This is a genomic window from Microbacterium altimontanum (assembly GCF_058349865.2).
The window spans coordinates 138597-153395 of record NZ_JBYRJB020000002.1 but is presented as its reverse complement, the minus strand read 5'-3'; the positions used below and the strand labels follow the sequence as shown (position 1 = coordinate 153395).

At 70.4% G+C, this 14799-nt stretch carries 16 protein-coding genes; 13 read left to right on the top strand and 3 right to left on the bottom strand.

The features are described 5' to 3' along the window. Nucleotides 1–14: 14 nt before the first annotated feature. On the bottom strand, nucleotides 15–1079 hold the full coding sequence (locus AC3RX1_RS02920; RefSeq protein ID WP_491499744.1) for a YeiH family protein: 1065 nt from the start codon (nucleotides 1077–1079) through the stop codon (nucleotides 15–17). Nucleotides 1080–1141: 62 nt separating this feature from the next. Between AC3RX1_RS02920 and AC3RX1_RS02915 the strand changes: the two genes are divergently transcribed. From AC3RX1_RS02915 to AC3RX1_RS02905, 3 genes are all read left to right on the top strand, one after another. Next, a complete protein-coding gene (locus AC3RX1_RS02915) occupies nucleotides 1142–2065 on the top strand; it encodes a LysR family transcriptional regulator (RefSeq protein ID WP_491499743.1) in 924 nt (307 codons plus the stop codon). A gap of 59 nt (nucleotides 2066–2124) precedes the next feature. Further along, nucleotides 2125–2427: a hypothetical protein gene (locus AC3RX1_RS02910; protein ID WP_491499742.1), complete on the top strand. Its 303-nt coding sequence runs from the start codon at nucleotides 2125–2127 to the stop codon at nucleotides 2425–2427. Between the two features lie 130 nt (nucleotides 2428–2557). Beyond that, entirely contained in the window at nucleotides 2558–2854 is a 297-nt protein-coding gene (locus tag AC3RX1_RS02905) for a hypothetical protein (RefSeq protein ID WP_491499741.1), read from the top strand. 90 nt (nucleotides 2855–2944) lie between these two features. Here the strand turns inward: AC3RX1_RS02905 and AC3RX1_RS02900 are convergent, their stop codons facing one another. After that, complete coding sequence (locus AC3RX1_RS02900) at nucleotides 2945–3151, bottom strand: hypothetical protein (protein WP_491499740.1); 207 nt, start codon at nucleotides 3149–3151, stop codon at nucleotides 2945–2947. A 132-nt stretch (nucleotides 3152–3283) separates the two neighbouring features. Then, nucleotides 3284–4318 carry an NAD(P)-dependent alcohol dehydrogenase gene (locus AC3RX1_RS02895; RefSeq protein ID WP_491499739.1) on the bottom strand — a complete coding sequence of 345 codons (1035 nt, stop codon included), beginning with the start codon at nucleotides 4316–4318 and terminating at the stop codon, nucleotides 3284–3286. 212 nt (nucleotides 4319–4530) lie between these two features. On the opposite strand from AC3RX1_RS02895, the gene AC3RX1_RS02890 reads away from it, so the two are divergent. From AC3RX1_RS02890 to AC3RX1_RS02845, 10 genes are all read left to right on the top strand, one after another. Beyond that, nucleotides 4531–5565 (top strand): zinc-dependent alcohol dehydrogenase family protein, encoded by a 1035-nt coding sequence (locus AC3RX1_RS02890; protein WP_491499738.1) that lies wholly within the window; start codon nucleotides 4531–4533, stop codon nucleotides 5563–5565. Then, nucleotides 5562–6230 (top strand): DUF2291 family protein, encoded by a 669-nt coding sequence (locus AC3RX1_RS02885; protein WP_491499737.1) that lies wholly within the window; start codon nucleotides 5562–5564, stop codon nucleotides 6228–6230. The genes AC3RX1_RS02890 and AC3RX1_RS02885 overlap by 4 nt, the downstream gene beginning before the upstream one ends. Nucleotides 6231–6233: 3 nt before the next feature. Continuing rightward, a complete protein-coding gene (locus AC3RX1_RS02880; protein WP_491499736.1) occupies nucleotides 6234–7778 on the top strand; it encodes a sugar ABC transporter ATP-binding protein in 1545 nt (514 codons plus the stop codon). A gap of 23 nt (nucleotides 7779–7801) precedes the next feature. Beyond that, on the top strand, nucleotides 7802–8938 hold the full coding sequence (locus tag AC3RX1_RS02875) for an ABC transporter permease (RefSeq protein ID WP_491499735.1): 1137 nt from the start codon (nucleotides 7802–7804) through the stop codon (nucleotides 8936–8938). A 41-nt stretch (nucleotides 8939–8979) separates the two neighbouring features. Continuing rightward, complete coding sequence (locus AC3RX1_RS02870) at nucleotides 8980–9993, top strand: D-ribose ABC transporter substrate-binding protein (RefSeq protein ID WP_491499734.1); 1014 nt, start codon at nucleotides 8980–8982, stop codon at nucleotides 9991–9993. 98 nt (nucleotides 9994–10091) lie between these two features. Continuing rightward, entirely contained in the window at nucleotides 10092–11858 is a 1767-nt protein-coding gene (locus AC3RX1_RS02865; protein WP_491499733.1) for a dihydroxyacetone kinase family protein, read from the top strand. Between the two features lies 1 nt (nucleotide 11859). Continuing rightward, entirely contained in the window at nucleotides 11860–12354 is a 495-nt protein-coding gene (locus tag AC3RX1_RS02860; RefSeq protein ID WP_491499732.1) for a ribose-5-phosphate isomerase, read from the top strand. Beyond that, nucleotides 12354–13121 (top strand): triose-phosphate isomerase family protein, encoded by a 768-nt coding sequence (locus AC3RX1_RS02855; RefSeq protein ID WP_491499731.1) that lies wholly within the window; start codon nucleotides 12354–12356, stop codon nucleotides 13119–13121. The genes AC3RX1_RS02860 and AC3RX1_RS02855 overlap by 1 nt, the downstream gene beginning before the upstream one ends. 22 nt (nucleotides 13122–13143) lie before the next feature. Then, complete coding sequence (locus AC3RX1_RS02850) at nucleotides 13144–13962, top strand: DeoR/GlpR family DNA-binding transcription regulator (protein WP_491499730.1); 819 nt, start codon at nucleotides 13144–13146, stop codon at nucleotides 13960–13962. Next, the gene (locus AC3RX1_RS02845; protein WP_491499729.1) at nucleotides 13959–14789 is read left to right on the top strand and encodes a PfkB family carbohydrate kinase; all 831 of its coding nucleotides are present in this window, start codon (nucleotides 13959–13961) and stop codon (nucleotides 14787–14789) included. Before AC3RX1_RS02850 ends, AC3RX1_RS02845 begins: the two co-directional genes overlap by 4 nt. Nucleotides 14790–14799: the final 10 nt, after the last annotated feature.

Genomic DNA, 14799 nt, shown 5'->3' with positions numbered 1-14799 from the left:
ACACGCGAAAGCGCTCAGCCGAGAGCGCCCGTCGCCCAGAGCACGGCGAGCGAGGTCGCAGTCACGAGGACCCAGAGGATGGCGCCCAGCAGAAGCGGCTTCAGCCCGGCGCGCTTGAGGCCCGCGGCATCCGTCGACAGTCCGATGCCCGCGAGCGCGACGGCGATGAGGAACACGCTCGCCTCGACGAGCCCCGCGCGGACGCCCGGTGCGATCACGCCGAGCGAATTCAGCACGGCGACCGCGACGAACCCGACGAGGAACCACGGCACGAGCCGCCCCACCTGGGCGAGCGACATGCCCGAGGACGCCGTGCGGCGCGCTTCGACGGCGGCGAGCGTCACAGTGATGGGGATGATCATGAGCGTGCGCACGAGCTTGACCACGACGGCGAACCCGAGGGCGCTCGCACTGAAGACGCTCGCCGTCGCCACGACCGAACTCGTGTCGTTGACCGCCGTGCCGGCGAAGAGGCCGAATGTGTGCGGGTCCATGTGCAGCAGGTGCCCGACGAGGGGGAAGAGCAGCACTGCCAGGACGTTGAACAGGAAGATCGTCGAGACCGCGTACGCGATCTCGGCGCTCGCTGCCGTGATGACCGGCGCGACGGCGGCGATGGCGGATGCGCCGCAGATTCCGGTGCCCACGCCGATGAGGGTGCGCAGGCGCGGCGCGACGCCGAGACCGCGGCCGATGGCCCAGGCGCCGGCGAGGCACACGGCGAGCGACGAGAGCATCACCGGAAGCGACTCGAGTCCCACCTGGAAGATGCTCGCGAGCGAGAGCTGCGCGCCGAGCAGGACGACGGCGCACTGCAGCAGGAACTTGCCGCTCCAGGCGATGCCCGGCCGCAGCCGTTCGGCGGGTCGGCGTACGAGGGCGACGGCGACGCCGATGACGATCGCCGGGACGGCTGCGCCGACGAGCGGTACGAACCGCCCGATGACAGTCGCGACGACGGCGATGCCGATGCAGACCGCGGCCCCCGGCCAGACCGCGATGGCGCGGGCGGTGGCGCGGCGCGAGACGGCGATGGCGTGACGAGGCAGAGCAGAGACGGTGAGGGGCACGGTCTCCATCCTGAAGCCTGCGCGAGGACCGCGGAAGACGGCGATACGCTGTGGCGATACAAGGAGGGGTTGTGGTCGATCGTCGCGTGCCGGCGCTGGCGGAACTCACGCTGATCGATGCCGTCGCGCGCACCGGGAGCATGTCGGCCGCCTCGCGCGAGCGGGGGATCAGCCAACAGGCAGTGTCGGCGAAGATCCGGGAGATCGAGCGGCGCCTCGGCGTGGAGCTGTTCGTGCGGTCTGCGCACGGCGCGAGGCTCACGACCGACGGTGACGCCGTGGTCGCGGCAGCGCGAGACGTCCTGGCCGCCGCGGAGCGGATGGGCGAGGCGCTCGATCTGCTCCACGCCCCGGCCGCCCGCACGCTCGTCGTCGGCGGCAGTCAGACGATCGCCGCCGGTCCGCTGCCGCGATGGATGCTGCGGCTTCGCGAGCGGCAGCTGGCGGCGGGGCTCGACCCCACCGCCGTGCGCCTCGTCACCGGCAACAGCGCGCAAGTCGCACGTCTGGTGCGGGACGGCGAACTCGACCTGGGGTTCATCGAGAGCCCGCTCATCCCGCCCGACCTCGGCTCGACCATCGTCGCCGTGGACCGCCTGGTCGTCGTGGTGCCGCCGAGCCACCGCTGGGTGGGGTCGGTCACCCTCGCGGAGCTCGCCGCGACGCCGCTGGTCGTCCGCGAGAGCGGGAGCGGGACCCGTGTCGCGTTCGAAGCGACGGTGACCGCGCGGCTCGCGGTCGGCCCGGCCGCCCCCGCGCTCGAGCTCGGCACGACGGTCGCGGTGCTCTCGGCCGTGGCGAGCGGCGTGGCGCCCGCTGTCCTGAGCGAGCTGGCCGTCGCCGACGCCGTCGGGCTCGGGCGTGTGCGCCGGGTCGAGATCGCCGGAGATCCGGTGCTGAGACCGCTCACGGCGCTGTGGCGCGGTGGCGCCGAGTCGCTGCGCGGCGCATCCCGGGCCCTCGTGGAGATCGCGGCGGAGGAGTCGCGGCGCTGACGGGGTGTGGGTGATCGCGTGTGCGACAATGGCGACGCATCCGTCTGGACCGAATGGGGATGAGCATGGACCTTCTGTCGCAGGGCGCGATCGCGCTGACGACGTGGGTCTTCCTGGAGGCGCATTCGACCTCGTTCGCGGTGCTCGTGGCGTCGCTGGCGACGATCGTGGTCATCGCGATCGTCGTCGCAGCGGTGCGGCGCGCGATCGTGCGATGGATGGGCGCGAGCTGGGTCGAGCTCATCGTGCGCGGTGCCGAGCGGCGGCAGAGCGCGCCGGCGTCGGTGACGCGCGACCGGCCTTCCGGCGGGCGCGGACCTCGTGCACCGGGTGCGGCATCCGGTCGTCTCGCCCCGCGCTGACGCTCCGCTGAGCGTCGTCGATCTGCGGGCCGCGCGTTCGTGGTCGGTGCGTCATGCGCCTTCGTGCGCCGCGCGGGCGAGACGACACAGGACCGTGCTCGTCTCCGACCGAAGGTCTGTCATGTCTGTGATGTCCACCCGTACCCTGCGGCGCCTGCGGCTGTCTCGTCTGCTGCTGCGCCGGCGTTCCACCCTGCTCGCTGCTCCACTGTGGCGCTTCAACACCTGGATGATCCTCGCCGCCGCCGCTCTCGTCGGCTTCGAAGGGCTCGAGGTGCTGCTCGGTGCAATGCTCATGGCGCCCGAGTTCGTGCCGCTGGTGCTGCTCGCCCTCGCACTCGTCTGGCTGGTGCGCGAGCGCCTCGGCGGTCTCATCCGAGAGCTGCGCCGCCGGCCGCCCCGCCGACCGCCCCGCCCCGGTCGTTGAGCGACGAGCGAAGCGAGGAGTCGAAACGACGTCCGGTCGCGAGTGGTCGTTTCGACTCGCTGCGCTCGCTCAACGACCGGGCGGCCGCTGTCAGTCGTGCGCGGGAGCCTCGGGGATGTTGTCCTCGCCCGGAGGCGCCGCGCGCTCTCCGCGGTCGTCGCGCGCGGCCGACTCGCCGTCGGTCGTGGGCATCTCCTGATCCTGGAACTGCCCGTCGGGCAGGCTCTCGCTCGCGGGCGGCGGGTCGTCGGGCTGCGCCGCCTCGGTGTCGTCGCGGTTCGTCGATGCATCGCTCATGGCATGCTCCTCTCCTTCTCGCGAGTACATCGCGGCGTCGTGGCCGCTCGTGAGGGGGCTGTGTTCCGTGCGAGGCGGCGCTATGATCGCCGCCCGATCGACGGATTCTTGCGGTACGAAGCGGCGTCTTCGTCAGCGTTGCGGTTCGACGATGCTCTTGATGGTGCCGGGCGCGGTCGTCGACGCGAGCGCAGTCCCGACGTCGGCGAGGCCGAAGGTGCCCGTGACCATCGCGTCCAGGTCGACCTGTCCGTTGGCAGCGAGGGCGACGGCAGCCGGCCACGTGTTCGCGTAACGGAAGACGCCGGTGATGACCAGCTCGTTGTTCTGGATGCGGGTGACCGGGAGTGCGAGCTCGGCGGCGCCCATCCCGACGAGCACGGCGACTCCGGCCGGTCGCAGCGCCTCGATCCCCGAGCGCACCGCCGATGCTGCGCCCGACGCATCCACGAACGCATCCACACATGACTCGGCGATGGCGGCGGCGTCCGCCACAGGGTCGAGGACCGTCGTCGCGCCGAAGCGCAGCGCCGCCGTACGTCGGTCGGGGCTCACATCCGTGAGGAGCACCTCGGCGGCACCGGCGGCCCGGGCCACCTGTGCGACGGCGAGGCCCACAGGTCCCGCCCCGGTGACGAGCACTCGAGTACCGATGTCGAACCGCGCCTTCCGCCCTGCGGCGATCGCCACCGACAGCGGCTCGAGGAGGGCTGCGGCGTGGTCGCTCACGGTGTCGGGAACGCGGTGGGCGAAGTGGGACTGGATCGTCACGAACTCCTGGAACGCGCCGTCGGTTCCGGGTACGGCGAAGAACCGCATGCGGGGATCGAGGTTGTAGTCGCCGCGCAGCGTCTCGACGGATGACGCCGAGGGATGCTGCGGCTCGACGGAGACTCTCTCGCCGATCCGCTCCGTGTCCACCTCGGAGCCGACGGCGACGATCACGCCGGCCGATTCATGACCGAGCACGAGAGGCTCCTCGACGACCCAGTCGCCGAGACGGCCGTCGGTGTGGAAGTGCACATCAGAGCCGCACACGCCGACGGCCGTCACCCTCACGAGCACCTCATCGGCCTCGGGCTGCGGGACTGGGCGCTCCTGCAGTCGGATCTCGCCCGCCTTCTCAAGCACTGCTGCGCGCATGGTGGTCGGGAGTGTGGTGGGCATCGGCGACTTCCTCTCGAGGTGGTGAGCTGAACGGTTGACAGCGCTCCTTCGCATTCCTATGGTGTATCTAACGTGATCGCTTGACAAGATCACAGAAGAAATAACACGAGGTGAACGACCACCGAATGCCGGGGCCCTGCGCAGCAGCAGGGCACGGAAGGGCAGCTCCGACCGCAGCCCGCGTGGAGGTCGCGCCGCGAACGGGAGCACAGATGCGCGCAGTTGTCTTCACCGCCCAGGGCGAGCTGGCCCTGCAGGAGCGGCCCACCCCGACGCCGGGGTACAAGGAGATCCTCATCGAGACCGCCGCCGTCGGGATCTGCGGCACTGACACCCACGTCTTCGACGGCGAGTTCGAGGGCACCGTCTTTCCTCTCGTGCCCGGACATGAAGCCACTGGCACGATCGTCGCGCTCGGCGAGGGAGTGAACGACGGGGTATTCGACTTCGCCGTCGGAGACCACGTCGCAGTGAACCCATCCACCACGTGCGGCGAATGCGAGTTCTGCCTGAACGGCCACTCGAACCTGTGTCCGCAGTGGAACGGACTGGGCGTCGTGGCGTCAGACGGCGCCTCGCAGCAGTTCTTCACCGCACCCGCGCGCAACGTGTACAAGCTCAAGCCCGAGACCGACCTCCACCAGGCGGCGCTCATCGAGCCGCTCGCATGCGCGATCCGCGGATGGGACGTGCTCCCTCGCCGCCTCGGCGACCACGTCCTCGTGTACGGCGCCGGAACGATGGGTCTGCTCATGGCCCAGCTCGCTTCCCGAGCTGGGGCAACGTCCGTCACGATCGTCGACCTCAACGAGGAGCGGTTGAAGACTGCGGCGGAGTGCGGCATCGAACTGCGCTACACGAGCGCCGACCAGGCCGACCGTGCCAAGTGGGACGTCGTGATCGACTGCACCGGAAACATCCGGGCGATCGAAGATGGGCTGACGCGGGTCAAGCCCGCCGGCTTCTTCCAGGACTTCGGCGTCGCTCCCGCCGATCGCACCGCGCAGTTCTCGCCATTCCGCGTCTACCGCGACGAGATCTCCATCGTCGGAACCATGGCGGTGCTCAACTCCTTCGGCCGCGCAGTCGAGCTGTTCGAGGCCGGAGCGATCAACGCCGCGGCGATGATCAGTCACTCGTTCACCCTCGACGACTACGCCGAGGCGCTCGAGATGTTCCGCAAGGGTCAGGGACGCAAGCTCCAGATCCGCCCGAACGACACCCAGTCCCGGGTCTTGATCGCATGAGCGCCGTCACCACGAGCGTCGCCGTCAGGGCGAAGGGCGTGCGCCCGCTCGTCAAGCGCCTCATCTGGGCCGCAGTCATCGTCGTGCTGCTTATCGCGATGGCGCTGAGCACCAAGATCGTGCCGGTCGGCTCCGACCTCGCCGAGGGCGCCAAGAAGTTCGACCCCGCCACGTACGGTTCGACCGAGTTCCCCAAGATGCGCGATTTCATCGCCGAGCATGCCGTCGACGCCGCCACGCTCGCCACAGCGGTGAAGGCGGATGCGTCGGCCGCCGCCAAGAAGTACGGCAACTCCGCCGACGGCGCGACCTACGTCATCCCCGTCTCCTTCACGGGCGTCGTCGGCAAGGTGCCGGCATCCGGCTACACCCCGATCACGGTCGCCGGACTGCCATCCGACATCAAGATCGGCCTGCAGCTCGGCCCGGCGATCAACGGGACCGAGTTGCGCGACGTGACCGGCAAGGTGACGCTGAACGACTTCGAGAATCAGATCCAGTACCAGGATGCCGGCGCGGCCATCAACGACGAGCTGAAGAAGACGCTCACCGCCATGAACGCCACGAGCCTGCAGGGAAAGACCGTCTCGGTCGAGGGCGCGTTCACTCTCATCAACCCCGAGCAGTGGAACGTCACGCCGGTGCAGATCACGCTGGAGAAGTAGAGCATGACCGCGACGCATCCGACGCCCTCCGAGCTCGGCACGCCGCTGCTCTCGGCGCGCCACATCGTGAAGACCTACGGCGGGATCAGGGCACTGAAGGGTGTGGACTTCGACGTGTACCCCGGGACGGTGACGACCCTGTTCGGCGAGAACGGCGCCGGGAAGTCGACCCTCATGAAGATCCTGTCGGGCGTGGAGCAGCCGACGGAGGGGACGATCCTGCTCGACGGTGAGGAGGTCGTCTTCGCCGACACCAACGACGCGCGGGATCACGGGATCTCGATCATCCACCAGGAGCTCAGCCTCTCGCCGAACATCTCGGTCCGCGACAACCTCTACATGGGCCGTGAGCTGCGGCGAGGTGTCACGGTGGACTTCCGCGAGCAGGAGCGCCGCAGTCGCGAGGTGCTCGCGGGGCTCGGACTGAAGATCGATCCGCACGTGCAGGTCTCGGAGCTGCGGCTCGGGGAGCAGCAGCTCGTCGAGATCGCGCGGGCGCTTCTCGCGGACTCCCGCGTGCTGATCATGGACGAGCCGACGTCGGCGCTCTCGGCGAACGAGGTGGAGATCCTGTTCCAGGTGATCGAGGACCTCACCGCGAAGGGCGTCGCGATCGTCTACATCTCGCACCACCTGGAGGAGGCGCTGCAGGTCACCGATCAGGCCGTCGTCCTGCGCGACGGCACCATGACGGCCAAAGCCCCTGCCGCCGACATCGATCTGGAATGGATCGTGCGCCACATGGTGGGCGAGCACTTCGACCTCGGCACGCCGCCCACCGGCTACGCGTTCGGCCCGGTCGCACTCGACATCGACGAGGTGAGCGTCGCTGACCCCAAGGAGCCCAGCCGCATGCTCGTCGATCGGCTCTCCCTGCAGGTGCAGGAGGGCGAGATCGTCTGCATCTACGGCCTCATGGGCGCGGGCCGCACGGAGCTTCTCGAGGCAGTCGCCGGCCGGCGACCGCTGGCCGACGGCCGCATCCGGATGCGCAAGGGCGAGATCACCCACCTCAGCCTGCGCGACCGGCTCGCCTCGGGGATCGGCCTCGTGCCGGAAGACCGGCAGCGCGACGGTCTCGTGCAGACGATGAGCGTCGGCCGCAACATCTCGCTCGCCGCTGTCAGCACCTTCGTGAAGGGCCTGTTCGTCTCGCGTGCGCGGGAGAGGGAGCACGTGGATGACGCCATCCGGGATGTGCACGTGAAGACGGATGGCGGTGGCGCCCTGATCGGCTCGCTGTCGGGAGGCAACCAGCAGAAGGTCGTGATCGGGAAGATCATCTCCACCGGTCCGAAGGTCCTGCTCCTCGACGAGCCCACCCGGGGGATCGACGTCGGAGCCAAGGCCGAGGTCTTCAGGCTCGTCGCGCAGCGCGCGAGCAGCGGCCTCGCCGTCGTCTACTCCACGAGCGAAGTGGGCGAGTGCCTGAGCATCGCGCACCGCATCGTCGTGATGGCGCGCGGCCGCATCGTCGCGGAATTCGACCCCACCGTCACCAAGGAACAGATCATGGCCGCCTCCGGCGAAGCGGTCGTCGAGGCCTGAGGGCCCCGGGCAAAGGAATCCACATGGCTGAAGCACTACTCTCCCGCAGGCGCCGCCCCTTCGAGGGCCTCACGGTCGGCGCCGTCCTCCTCGAGGCGCGGGCCTTCCTGGCGCTCCTCGTGATCTTCGCGGTGTTCTCGTTCCTGGCTCCGGCGGCGTTCCCGACCCTGTCCAACATCATCGTGATGTGCCAGCAGGTCTCGGTGTACGCGATCCTCGCGATCGGGATGCTGGTCGTCATCATGGACGGGGGCATCGATCTGTCCGTCGGATCGACGCTGGGACTCTCCGGGATGGTCGCCGGTCTCGCGCTGCAGGGCTTCCCGGTCGGCGGCGTCATCCTGTACCCGCCGGTGTGGGTCGTCGTCGTGCTCGCCGTCGCCACCGGCGCACTCGTCGGGCTGCTGAACGGCGTGCTCGTCGCCCGGTTGAACGTCGCTCCCTTCGTCGCGACCCTCGGCACGATGTACGTCGTGCGCGGCATCGCGCAGCTCACCACGAACGGCCTGACCGTCAACAATCTCGGCGGAAAGCCGGAGCTGGGCAACACGGGCTTCTCCTGGCTCGGATTCAACTCGATCCTCGGCATCCCCGTCGGCGTCTGGATCATGGTCGTCATCAGCATCGCCGCAAGCCTGCTGCTGAGCCGCACCGTCTACGGCCGCTGGCTGTACGCGCAGGGCGGCAACCGCCGCGCCGCCGAGCTGAGCGGCGTGCCGGTGCGCAAGGTCAGCGTGCGGGCGTACGTCATCGCCGGGGTGTGCGCGGCGATCGCCGGGGTCATCCTCACCAGCGAGCTGACCAGCGCCGGCCCCACCCAGGGCACATCGTACGAGCTCACCGCGATCGCCGCCGTCGTGATCGGCGGAGCGTCACTGGCCGGCGGCACCGGCAACGTGCGCGGCACTCTGCTGGGCGCGTTCGTCATCGGCTTCCTCGCCGCGGGGCTCACGATCGTCGGCATCTCGGCCTACGTGCAGACGGTGTTCACCGGCGCCGTGATCGTGCTGGCAGTGCTGCTGAACGGCATCCAGCTGCGCTCCCGCAGGGCACGCAAGACCGGGCAGAACACCGCCGGTCCGACCGGCTCCGCGGCACCGCCCGGCGCCACGCCGGCAGCGGCATCCGACAACGAACCTGCCATCACCAAGAACGCCTGACCTGCTCGGCAGGCACCCTCACCGAAGAGAGAAGGAACGACATGTCCCGCAAGAAGATCGTCGCGGCGCTGGCGCTCGGCGCCGCCGCCGCGCTCGCACTGAGCGGCTGCTCGGGCTCGAGCTCGGGCTCGCCCTCCGAGTCGGCAAGCTCGGGCGGCAAGGCCGGCGGCTTCATCCAGATCGTCGTCAACGATCCGTCCAACCCGTACTGGCTCACCGAAGGGAACGTCGCCCAGGCCGAGGCCGAGAAGCTCGGCTACACGGCCTCGGTCGCGGCCTCCAAGGGTGACGTGAACACGGAGTCGACGATCATCGACACGGCGATCGCCAAGCACGCCGCCGGCATCATCCTCGACCCGGCCAACGCCGACGGATCGATCGGGAACATCAAGCGCGCCATGGACAAGAAGATCCCCGTGTTCCTCGTGAACGCCGAGATCAACCAGCAGGGCGTCGCTCTCGCTCAGCTGGTGTCGAACAACGCGCAGGGCGCGGCGCTCGGAGCTCAGCAGTGGATCAAGGTCGCCGGCACCAAGGGCCAGTACGCCGAGCTGTTCGGCCTGCCGTCGGACAACAACGCCGCGACGCGCTCGAACGGCTACAAGACGGTGATCTCGCAGTATCCCGACTGGAAGAAGGTCGCGCAGCAGACCGCCAACTGGGACCGCGCGCAGGGTCAGCAGAAGATGCAGTCCATTCTTCAGGCGCACCCGGGCATCAACGCCGTGATCTCGGGCAACGACGAGATGGCGCTCGGCGCGATCGCCGCGATCAAGCAAGCCGGCAAGAAGCTGTCGGTCGACGGCACGGCGAACGGCATCGTCGTGGGCGGCTTCGACGGCTCGCCCGACGCGATCGACGCCATCAAGGCGGGGGAGCTCGCCTACACCGTGCTGCAGCCGGTCGCCACGTTCGCGCAGAAGGCTGTGCAGCAGCTCGACGAGTACATCCGCACGGGCAAGAAGCCCGCGCAGGAGAAGCAGTCCTTCGACTGCATCCTCATCACGAAGGACAACGTCGACAAGATGACCGGTCCGTTCACCTACTCGGGCTGAACAACCCTCTGACGGCCGTTCGCTCCCGTTCGGCCACCCGGGGCGGGTGCGCACCCGCCCCGGGACCCTCACGTTCTTCCGCTTCCGACGAGGACACCATGAGCTACGTTCTGAACGACCCGGCATCCTTCGCCGACGAATCCGCCGACGGCTTCGTCGCGGCGCACTCCGGACTCGTGCGCCGGGTGCGCGGCGGAGTCGCCCGGGCCGCGGCGACACCCGCCGGCGAGGTGGCGGTTGTCATCGGCGGTGGGTCGGGGCATTACCCGGCGTTCGCCGGACTCGTCGGACCCGGAATCGCGCACGCGGCGGCGATGGGCAACGTCTTCGCTTCGCCGAGCGCACAGCAGGTGCACGGCGTGGCGAAGGCGGTGGCCACGGAGGCCGGAGTGCTGTTCAGCTACGGGAACTATGCCGGCGACGCCCTGAATTTCGACCAGGCCCAGGAGCGGCTGCGCGCCGAGGGCATCCCATGCCAGACGGTTCGGGTCACCGACGACATCTGCAGCGCTGCGGCGGACGAGCGCGAGAAGCGCCGCGGCATCGCCGGTGATCTCGTGGTCTTCAAGGCGGCCGGATGGGCAGCCGAGCAGGGCCGCACCCTCGAGGAGGTCGCCCGGTTCGCGAGCCGCGCCAACGACCGCACCCGATCGATCGGCGTCGCGTTCTCGGGCTGCACCCTGCCGGGCGCCTCGGAGCCGTTGTTCACCGTGCCCGCGGGCCAGATGGCAGTGGGGATGGGAATCCACGGCGAGCCCGGTCTCGAGACCATCCCGCTCATGCCCGCCGCCGACCTCGCACAGCTCCTCGTGGAGCGGCTGCTCGCCGAGACGCCCGAAGGCGCCGATGACCGCGTCGGGGTGATCGTCAATGGCCTCGGCGCCGTGAAGAACGAGGAGCTGTTCGTGCTCTACGCCGCAGTCGCCGCCGCTCTCGAGCACGCAGGGCTGCGGATCATCGACCCGGAGGTCGGGGAGTACGCGACGAGCTTCGAGATGGCCGGCGCCTCGCTCACCCTCGTCTGGCTCGACGACGACCTCGAGCAGGCGTGGCGCGCCGCCGCCTACACGCCCGCCTACCGCAAGGGCGCCCGGGAGGTCTCGGCCCCGGCCCGGCCTGTGGAGGACGAGGCGTCGGATTCCGGCGGCATCGGGCCGGCCGGGCCGGGTGCCGCCGCCGCGGGGGCGACCGCAGCCGCTGCGCTCTCCGCAATCCGCGCCGTCATCGACCGGGAAGTCGACGAGCTCGGACGCCTGGATGCCGTCGCCGGCGACGGCGACCACGGCATCGGGATGCAGCGAGGCGCCCGGGCCGCGGACGACGCCGCCGCGGCGGCCGTCCGTGCGGGCGCCGGGGCCGGCACGGTCCTCGCCGTGGCCGGCGACGCCTGGGCCGACAAGGCGGGGGGAACCTCGGGAGCACTGTGGGGTGCAGGCCTGCGCGCCGCCGGAGAACGCATCGGCGACGACGATGCCCCGGACCCGCGGGCAGTCGCGGCGGCGGTGAGCGCGGCCCGCGAGGCGGTGCAGCGCTTCGGCAGGGCCGAGACCGGCGACAAGACGCTCGTGGACGCGCTGGTGCCGTTCGCGGAGCGGCTGGCGGCGCGTGTGGAGGCAGGCGACGACCTCGCGGCGGCATGGACCGACGCGGCACGGGCCGCGACGTCGGCGGCGAACGCCACCGCCGAGCTGCTGCCGCGCATGGGCCGAGCGCGCCCGCACATGCACAAGAGCCTGGGCACCCCCGATCCGGGGGCCGTCTCGCTCGCCCACGCGATGACCGCGGTCGGCGCCGCGCTCGCCCAGGCCGCGGGCGAGCGCAGCGGTCATCGCGACCGCGGAGGAAACGAAGAGAAGGAGAACTGAGATGACTCGCACCTGGCGTGTGGTGGTGGGATCCGACGATGCCGGCTTCCAGTACAAGGAGGCGCTCAAGGCAGACCTGCAGAACGACCCGCGCGTCGCGGAGGTCATCGATGTGGGCGTCGACGCCGAGTCGCACACCCCGTACCCGACAGTGGGCATCGCCGCGGCCGAGAAGGTCGCGGCGGGGGAGGCCGACCGCGCGCTGCTGGTCTGCGGCACGGGGCTCGGGGTCGCGATCGCGGCCAACAAGGTGCCCGGCATCCGCGCGGTGACGGCGCACGACAGTTTCAGCGTGGAGCGCAGCGTGCTGAGCAACAACGCCCAGGTCCTCACGTTCGGGCAGCGTGTCGTGGGGCTCGAGCTCGCACGGCGCCTGGCGCGGGAGTGGCTCGGCTACGAGTTCGACACGGCGTCGGCGTCGGCGGCGAAAGTCGCCGTGCTCGAGGAGTACGAGCAGGCGCAGAGCGACGAGCCGCCGGTCGGGAATCAATCCTGATGGGCCGACGCCCCGCTCTCACTCTCGGCGTCAGCCTCAAGCTGTACCTCGACATCCCGCACACCGTGCGGTGGGCGCAGGCCGTCGCGGCGATCGCCGCACGGCATGCGGCCGTGCGCGCCGGCGATGTGCGGCTGTTCGCCCTCCCGTCGCTGCCCGCGCTGGAGGGGACGCGCGAGGCCCTGGCCGGCAGCGGCGTGGGGGTGGGGGCCCAGGACCTCTTCTGGGAGGACCGGGGCCCGTACACGGGCGGCGTCAGCGGCGCCGATCTGCGCCGCGCGGGCTGCACATTCGTGGAGATCGGGCACGCCGAGCGTCGGTCCGTCTTCGGCGAGGGCGACGAGATCGTGCGCCGCAAGTTCGCCGCGGCGGTGCGCAACGGCCTTGTTCCGGTGCTGTGCGTCGGGGAGGGCGACAGCGTGGAGAATGCCGCCGACGACTGCGTGGCACAGTTCCAGGCGGCGATGCACGGGCTGTCCGACGATGCCACGGTCGACGAGCTCATCGTCGCGTACGAGCCGGTGTGGGCGATCGGCGCCGAGCACCCGGCCCCGGCCGACCACGTCGCCACGGTCGCCGGCACGCTTCGTGACGCAGTGGCGCGCGATGGGCGCGTCGCCGACGCATCCGTCATCTATGGCGGAAGCGCCCAGCCCGGGGTGCTCGCCGAACTCGACGGAACGGTCGACGGCCTGTTCCTCGGGCGCTTCGCCCACGACCCGAAAGACTTCGAACGCGTGATCGACGAGGCCGCGGCGCTACTGTAATCGCAAGACCGAGAGGATCGACGTGAGCGCACCGACGACCCCCCAGGCGTCGCGGCAGAGTCGCCAGCAGGCGCGGCAGCGGGCGATCACCGAGGCAGTGATGGCTGAGGGCGCCGTCAGGATCGAGCAGCTCGCCGATCGCTTCAACATCAGCGTGATGACCGTGCACCGCGACCTCGACGAGCTCGAAGGCCGCGGACTGCTGCGCAAGGACCGGGGCGTCGCGACCGCCATGTCGACGGCCCTCGTGGAATCGAGCGACGTCTACCGATCGAGCCGTCAGCTCGCCGAGAAGGACGCTCTCGCCCGCGCGGCACTCGAGCTCATCGAGCCCGGTCAGGCCATCATCCTCGACGACTCGACGACGACCCTGCATCTCGTGCCGCTGCTGCACACCAAGACGCCGCTGACCGTCATCACGAACACGCTCACGATCATGGACGAGCTCAAGGGCGCGCGCGGGATCACGCTCCTGTCGGTCGGCGGGCAGTTCTACAACTGGTGCTCGGCCTTCATGGGGCGCATGGCGGTCGAGGCGTTCGCATCGCTGCGGGCCGACGTGCTCGTGATGTCGACATCGGCGATCACCGACGACATCGCGTTCCATCAGACGCTGGAGACGGTCGACGTGAAGCGGGCGATGTTCGAGGCCGCCGGCACACGCATCCTGCTCGCCGACCACACGAAGTTCGACAAGCGCGCGCTGCACGCGATGCTGCCGCTCAGCGACTTCGACGCCGTCATCGTCGACGCGGACACCGACAAGGGGCACGTCGAGCGGCTCCGCAAGCGCGGAGTGAACGTGATCGTCGCGCCCCGCGTGAAGGAAGCGCGCGCGTGAGCGTGCGACTCGACGTCCTCGGCGCGATCAATCAGGACGTCGTCGCGCGGGTGCAGCGGGCACCGGCGCTCGGCGAGACCGTGGCCGACGGCATCCTGATCCATCAGCCGGGCGGGAAGGGCGCGAACCAGGCCGCTGCGGCAGCCCGACTGGGAGCCGCGGTGCACATGCTCGGCGCGGTCGGCGACGACGCGGCGGGGCGGCAGATGCTCGACGCGCTGTCGGCCGCCGGTGTCGATGCCTCGGCGGTGCAGGTCGTCGACGACGCAACGGGCACGGCGCTGATCGTGGTGGACGCCGCGGGCGAGAACTCCATCGTCGTGTGTCCCGGTGCCAACGCGCGCATCGACGCCGCCCGATTCGATCGTGACCCGGCCGTGCCGGTGCTCGCGCAGCTCGAGGTGGCCCCCGACGTCGTCGACCACATCGCGCGCACGAGCACGGGGCTGTTCGCCCTCAACGTCTCACCGGCGCGCGAGCTGAGCGGCGTGCTCTGGGACCGCGTCGGCCTGTTCATCGTGAACGAGGGCGAGTACGCCGCGCTGCCGCGGCTGGCGACCGCGCCGCTCGTCGCGCTGACGCTGGGCGCGGACGGCGCCGTCTTGCTGCGGCGCGGCACGCGCGTCGCGGCCGCGCCGTCGACGCCGACATCGGTCGTGAGCACCGTGGGGGCGGGGGATGCGTTCGCCGCGGCGCTGACCGTCGGACTGCTGCGCGGCATCGACGAGGAGCGCGCCCTGCGCGCCGCGTGCGCCGTCGGCGCGGCTGCTGTCGCCGACGAGCGCAGCCAGCCCGTACTGCAGCCGCTGGACGCGTACCTCGGGTAGCGTTCCCTGT

Coding starts and splice junctions, on each gene's coding strand:
- AC3RX1_RS02920 (WP_491499744.1), bottom strand. CDS start 1,079: ATGGAGACCGTGCCCCTCACCGTCTCTGCTCTGCCTCGTCACGCCATC.
- AC3RX1_RS02910 (WP_491499742.1), top strand. CDS start 2,125: ATGAGCATGGACCTTCTGTCGCAGGGCGCGATCGCGCTGACGACGTGG.
- AC3RX1_RS02905 (WP_491499741.1), top strand. CDS start 2,558: ATGTCCACCCGTACCCTGCGGCGCCTGCGGCTGTCTCGTCTGCTGCTG.
- AC3RX1_RS02900 (WP_491499740.1), bottom strand. CDS start 3,151: ATGAGCGATGCATCGACGAACCGCGACGACACCGAGGCGGCGCAGCCC.
- AC3RX1_RS02895 (WP_491499739.1), bottom strand. CDS start 4,318: ATGCCCACCACACTCCCGACCACCATGCGCGCAGCAGTGCTTGAGAAG.
- AC3RX1_RS02890 (WP_491499738.1), top strand. CDS start 4,531: ATGCGCGCAGTTGTCTTCACCGCCCAGGGCGAGCTGGCCCTGCAGGAG.
- AC3RX1_RS02885 (WP_491499737.1), top strand. CDS start 5,562: ATGAGCGCCGTCACCACGAGCGTCGCCGTCAGGGCGAAGGGCGTGCGC.
- AC3RX1_RS02880 (WP_491499736.1), top strand. CDS start 6,234: ATGACCGCGACGCATCCGACGCCCTCCGAGCTCGGCACGCCGCTGCTC.
- AC3RX1_RS02875 (WP_491499735.1), top strand. CDS start 7,802: ATGGCTGAAGCACTACTCTCCCGCAGGCGCCGCCCCTTCGAGGGCCTC.
- AC3RX1_RS02870 (WP_491499734.1), top strand. CDS start 8,980: ATGTCCCGCAAGAAGATCGTCGCGGCGCTGGCGCTCGGCGCCGCCGCC.
- AC3RX1_RS02865 (WP_491499733.1), top strand. CDS start 10,092: ATGAGCTACGTTCTGAACGACCCGGCATCCTTCGCCGACGAATCCGCC.
- AC3RX1_RS02860 (WP_491499732.1), top strand. CDS start 11,860: ATGACTCGCACCTGGCGTGTGGTGGTGGGATCCGACGATGCCGGCTTC.
- AC3RX1_RS02855 (WP_491499731.1), top strand. CDS start 12,354: ATGGGCCGACGCCCCGCTCTCACTCTCGGCGTCAGCCTCAAGCTGTAC.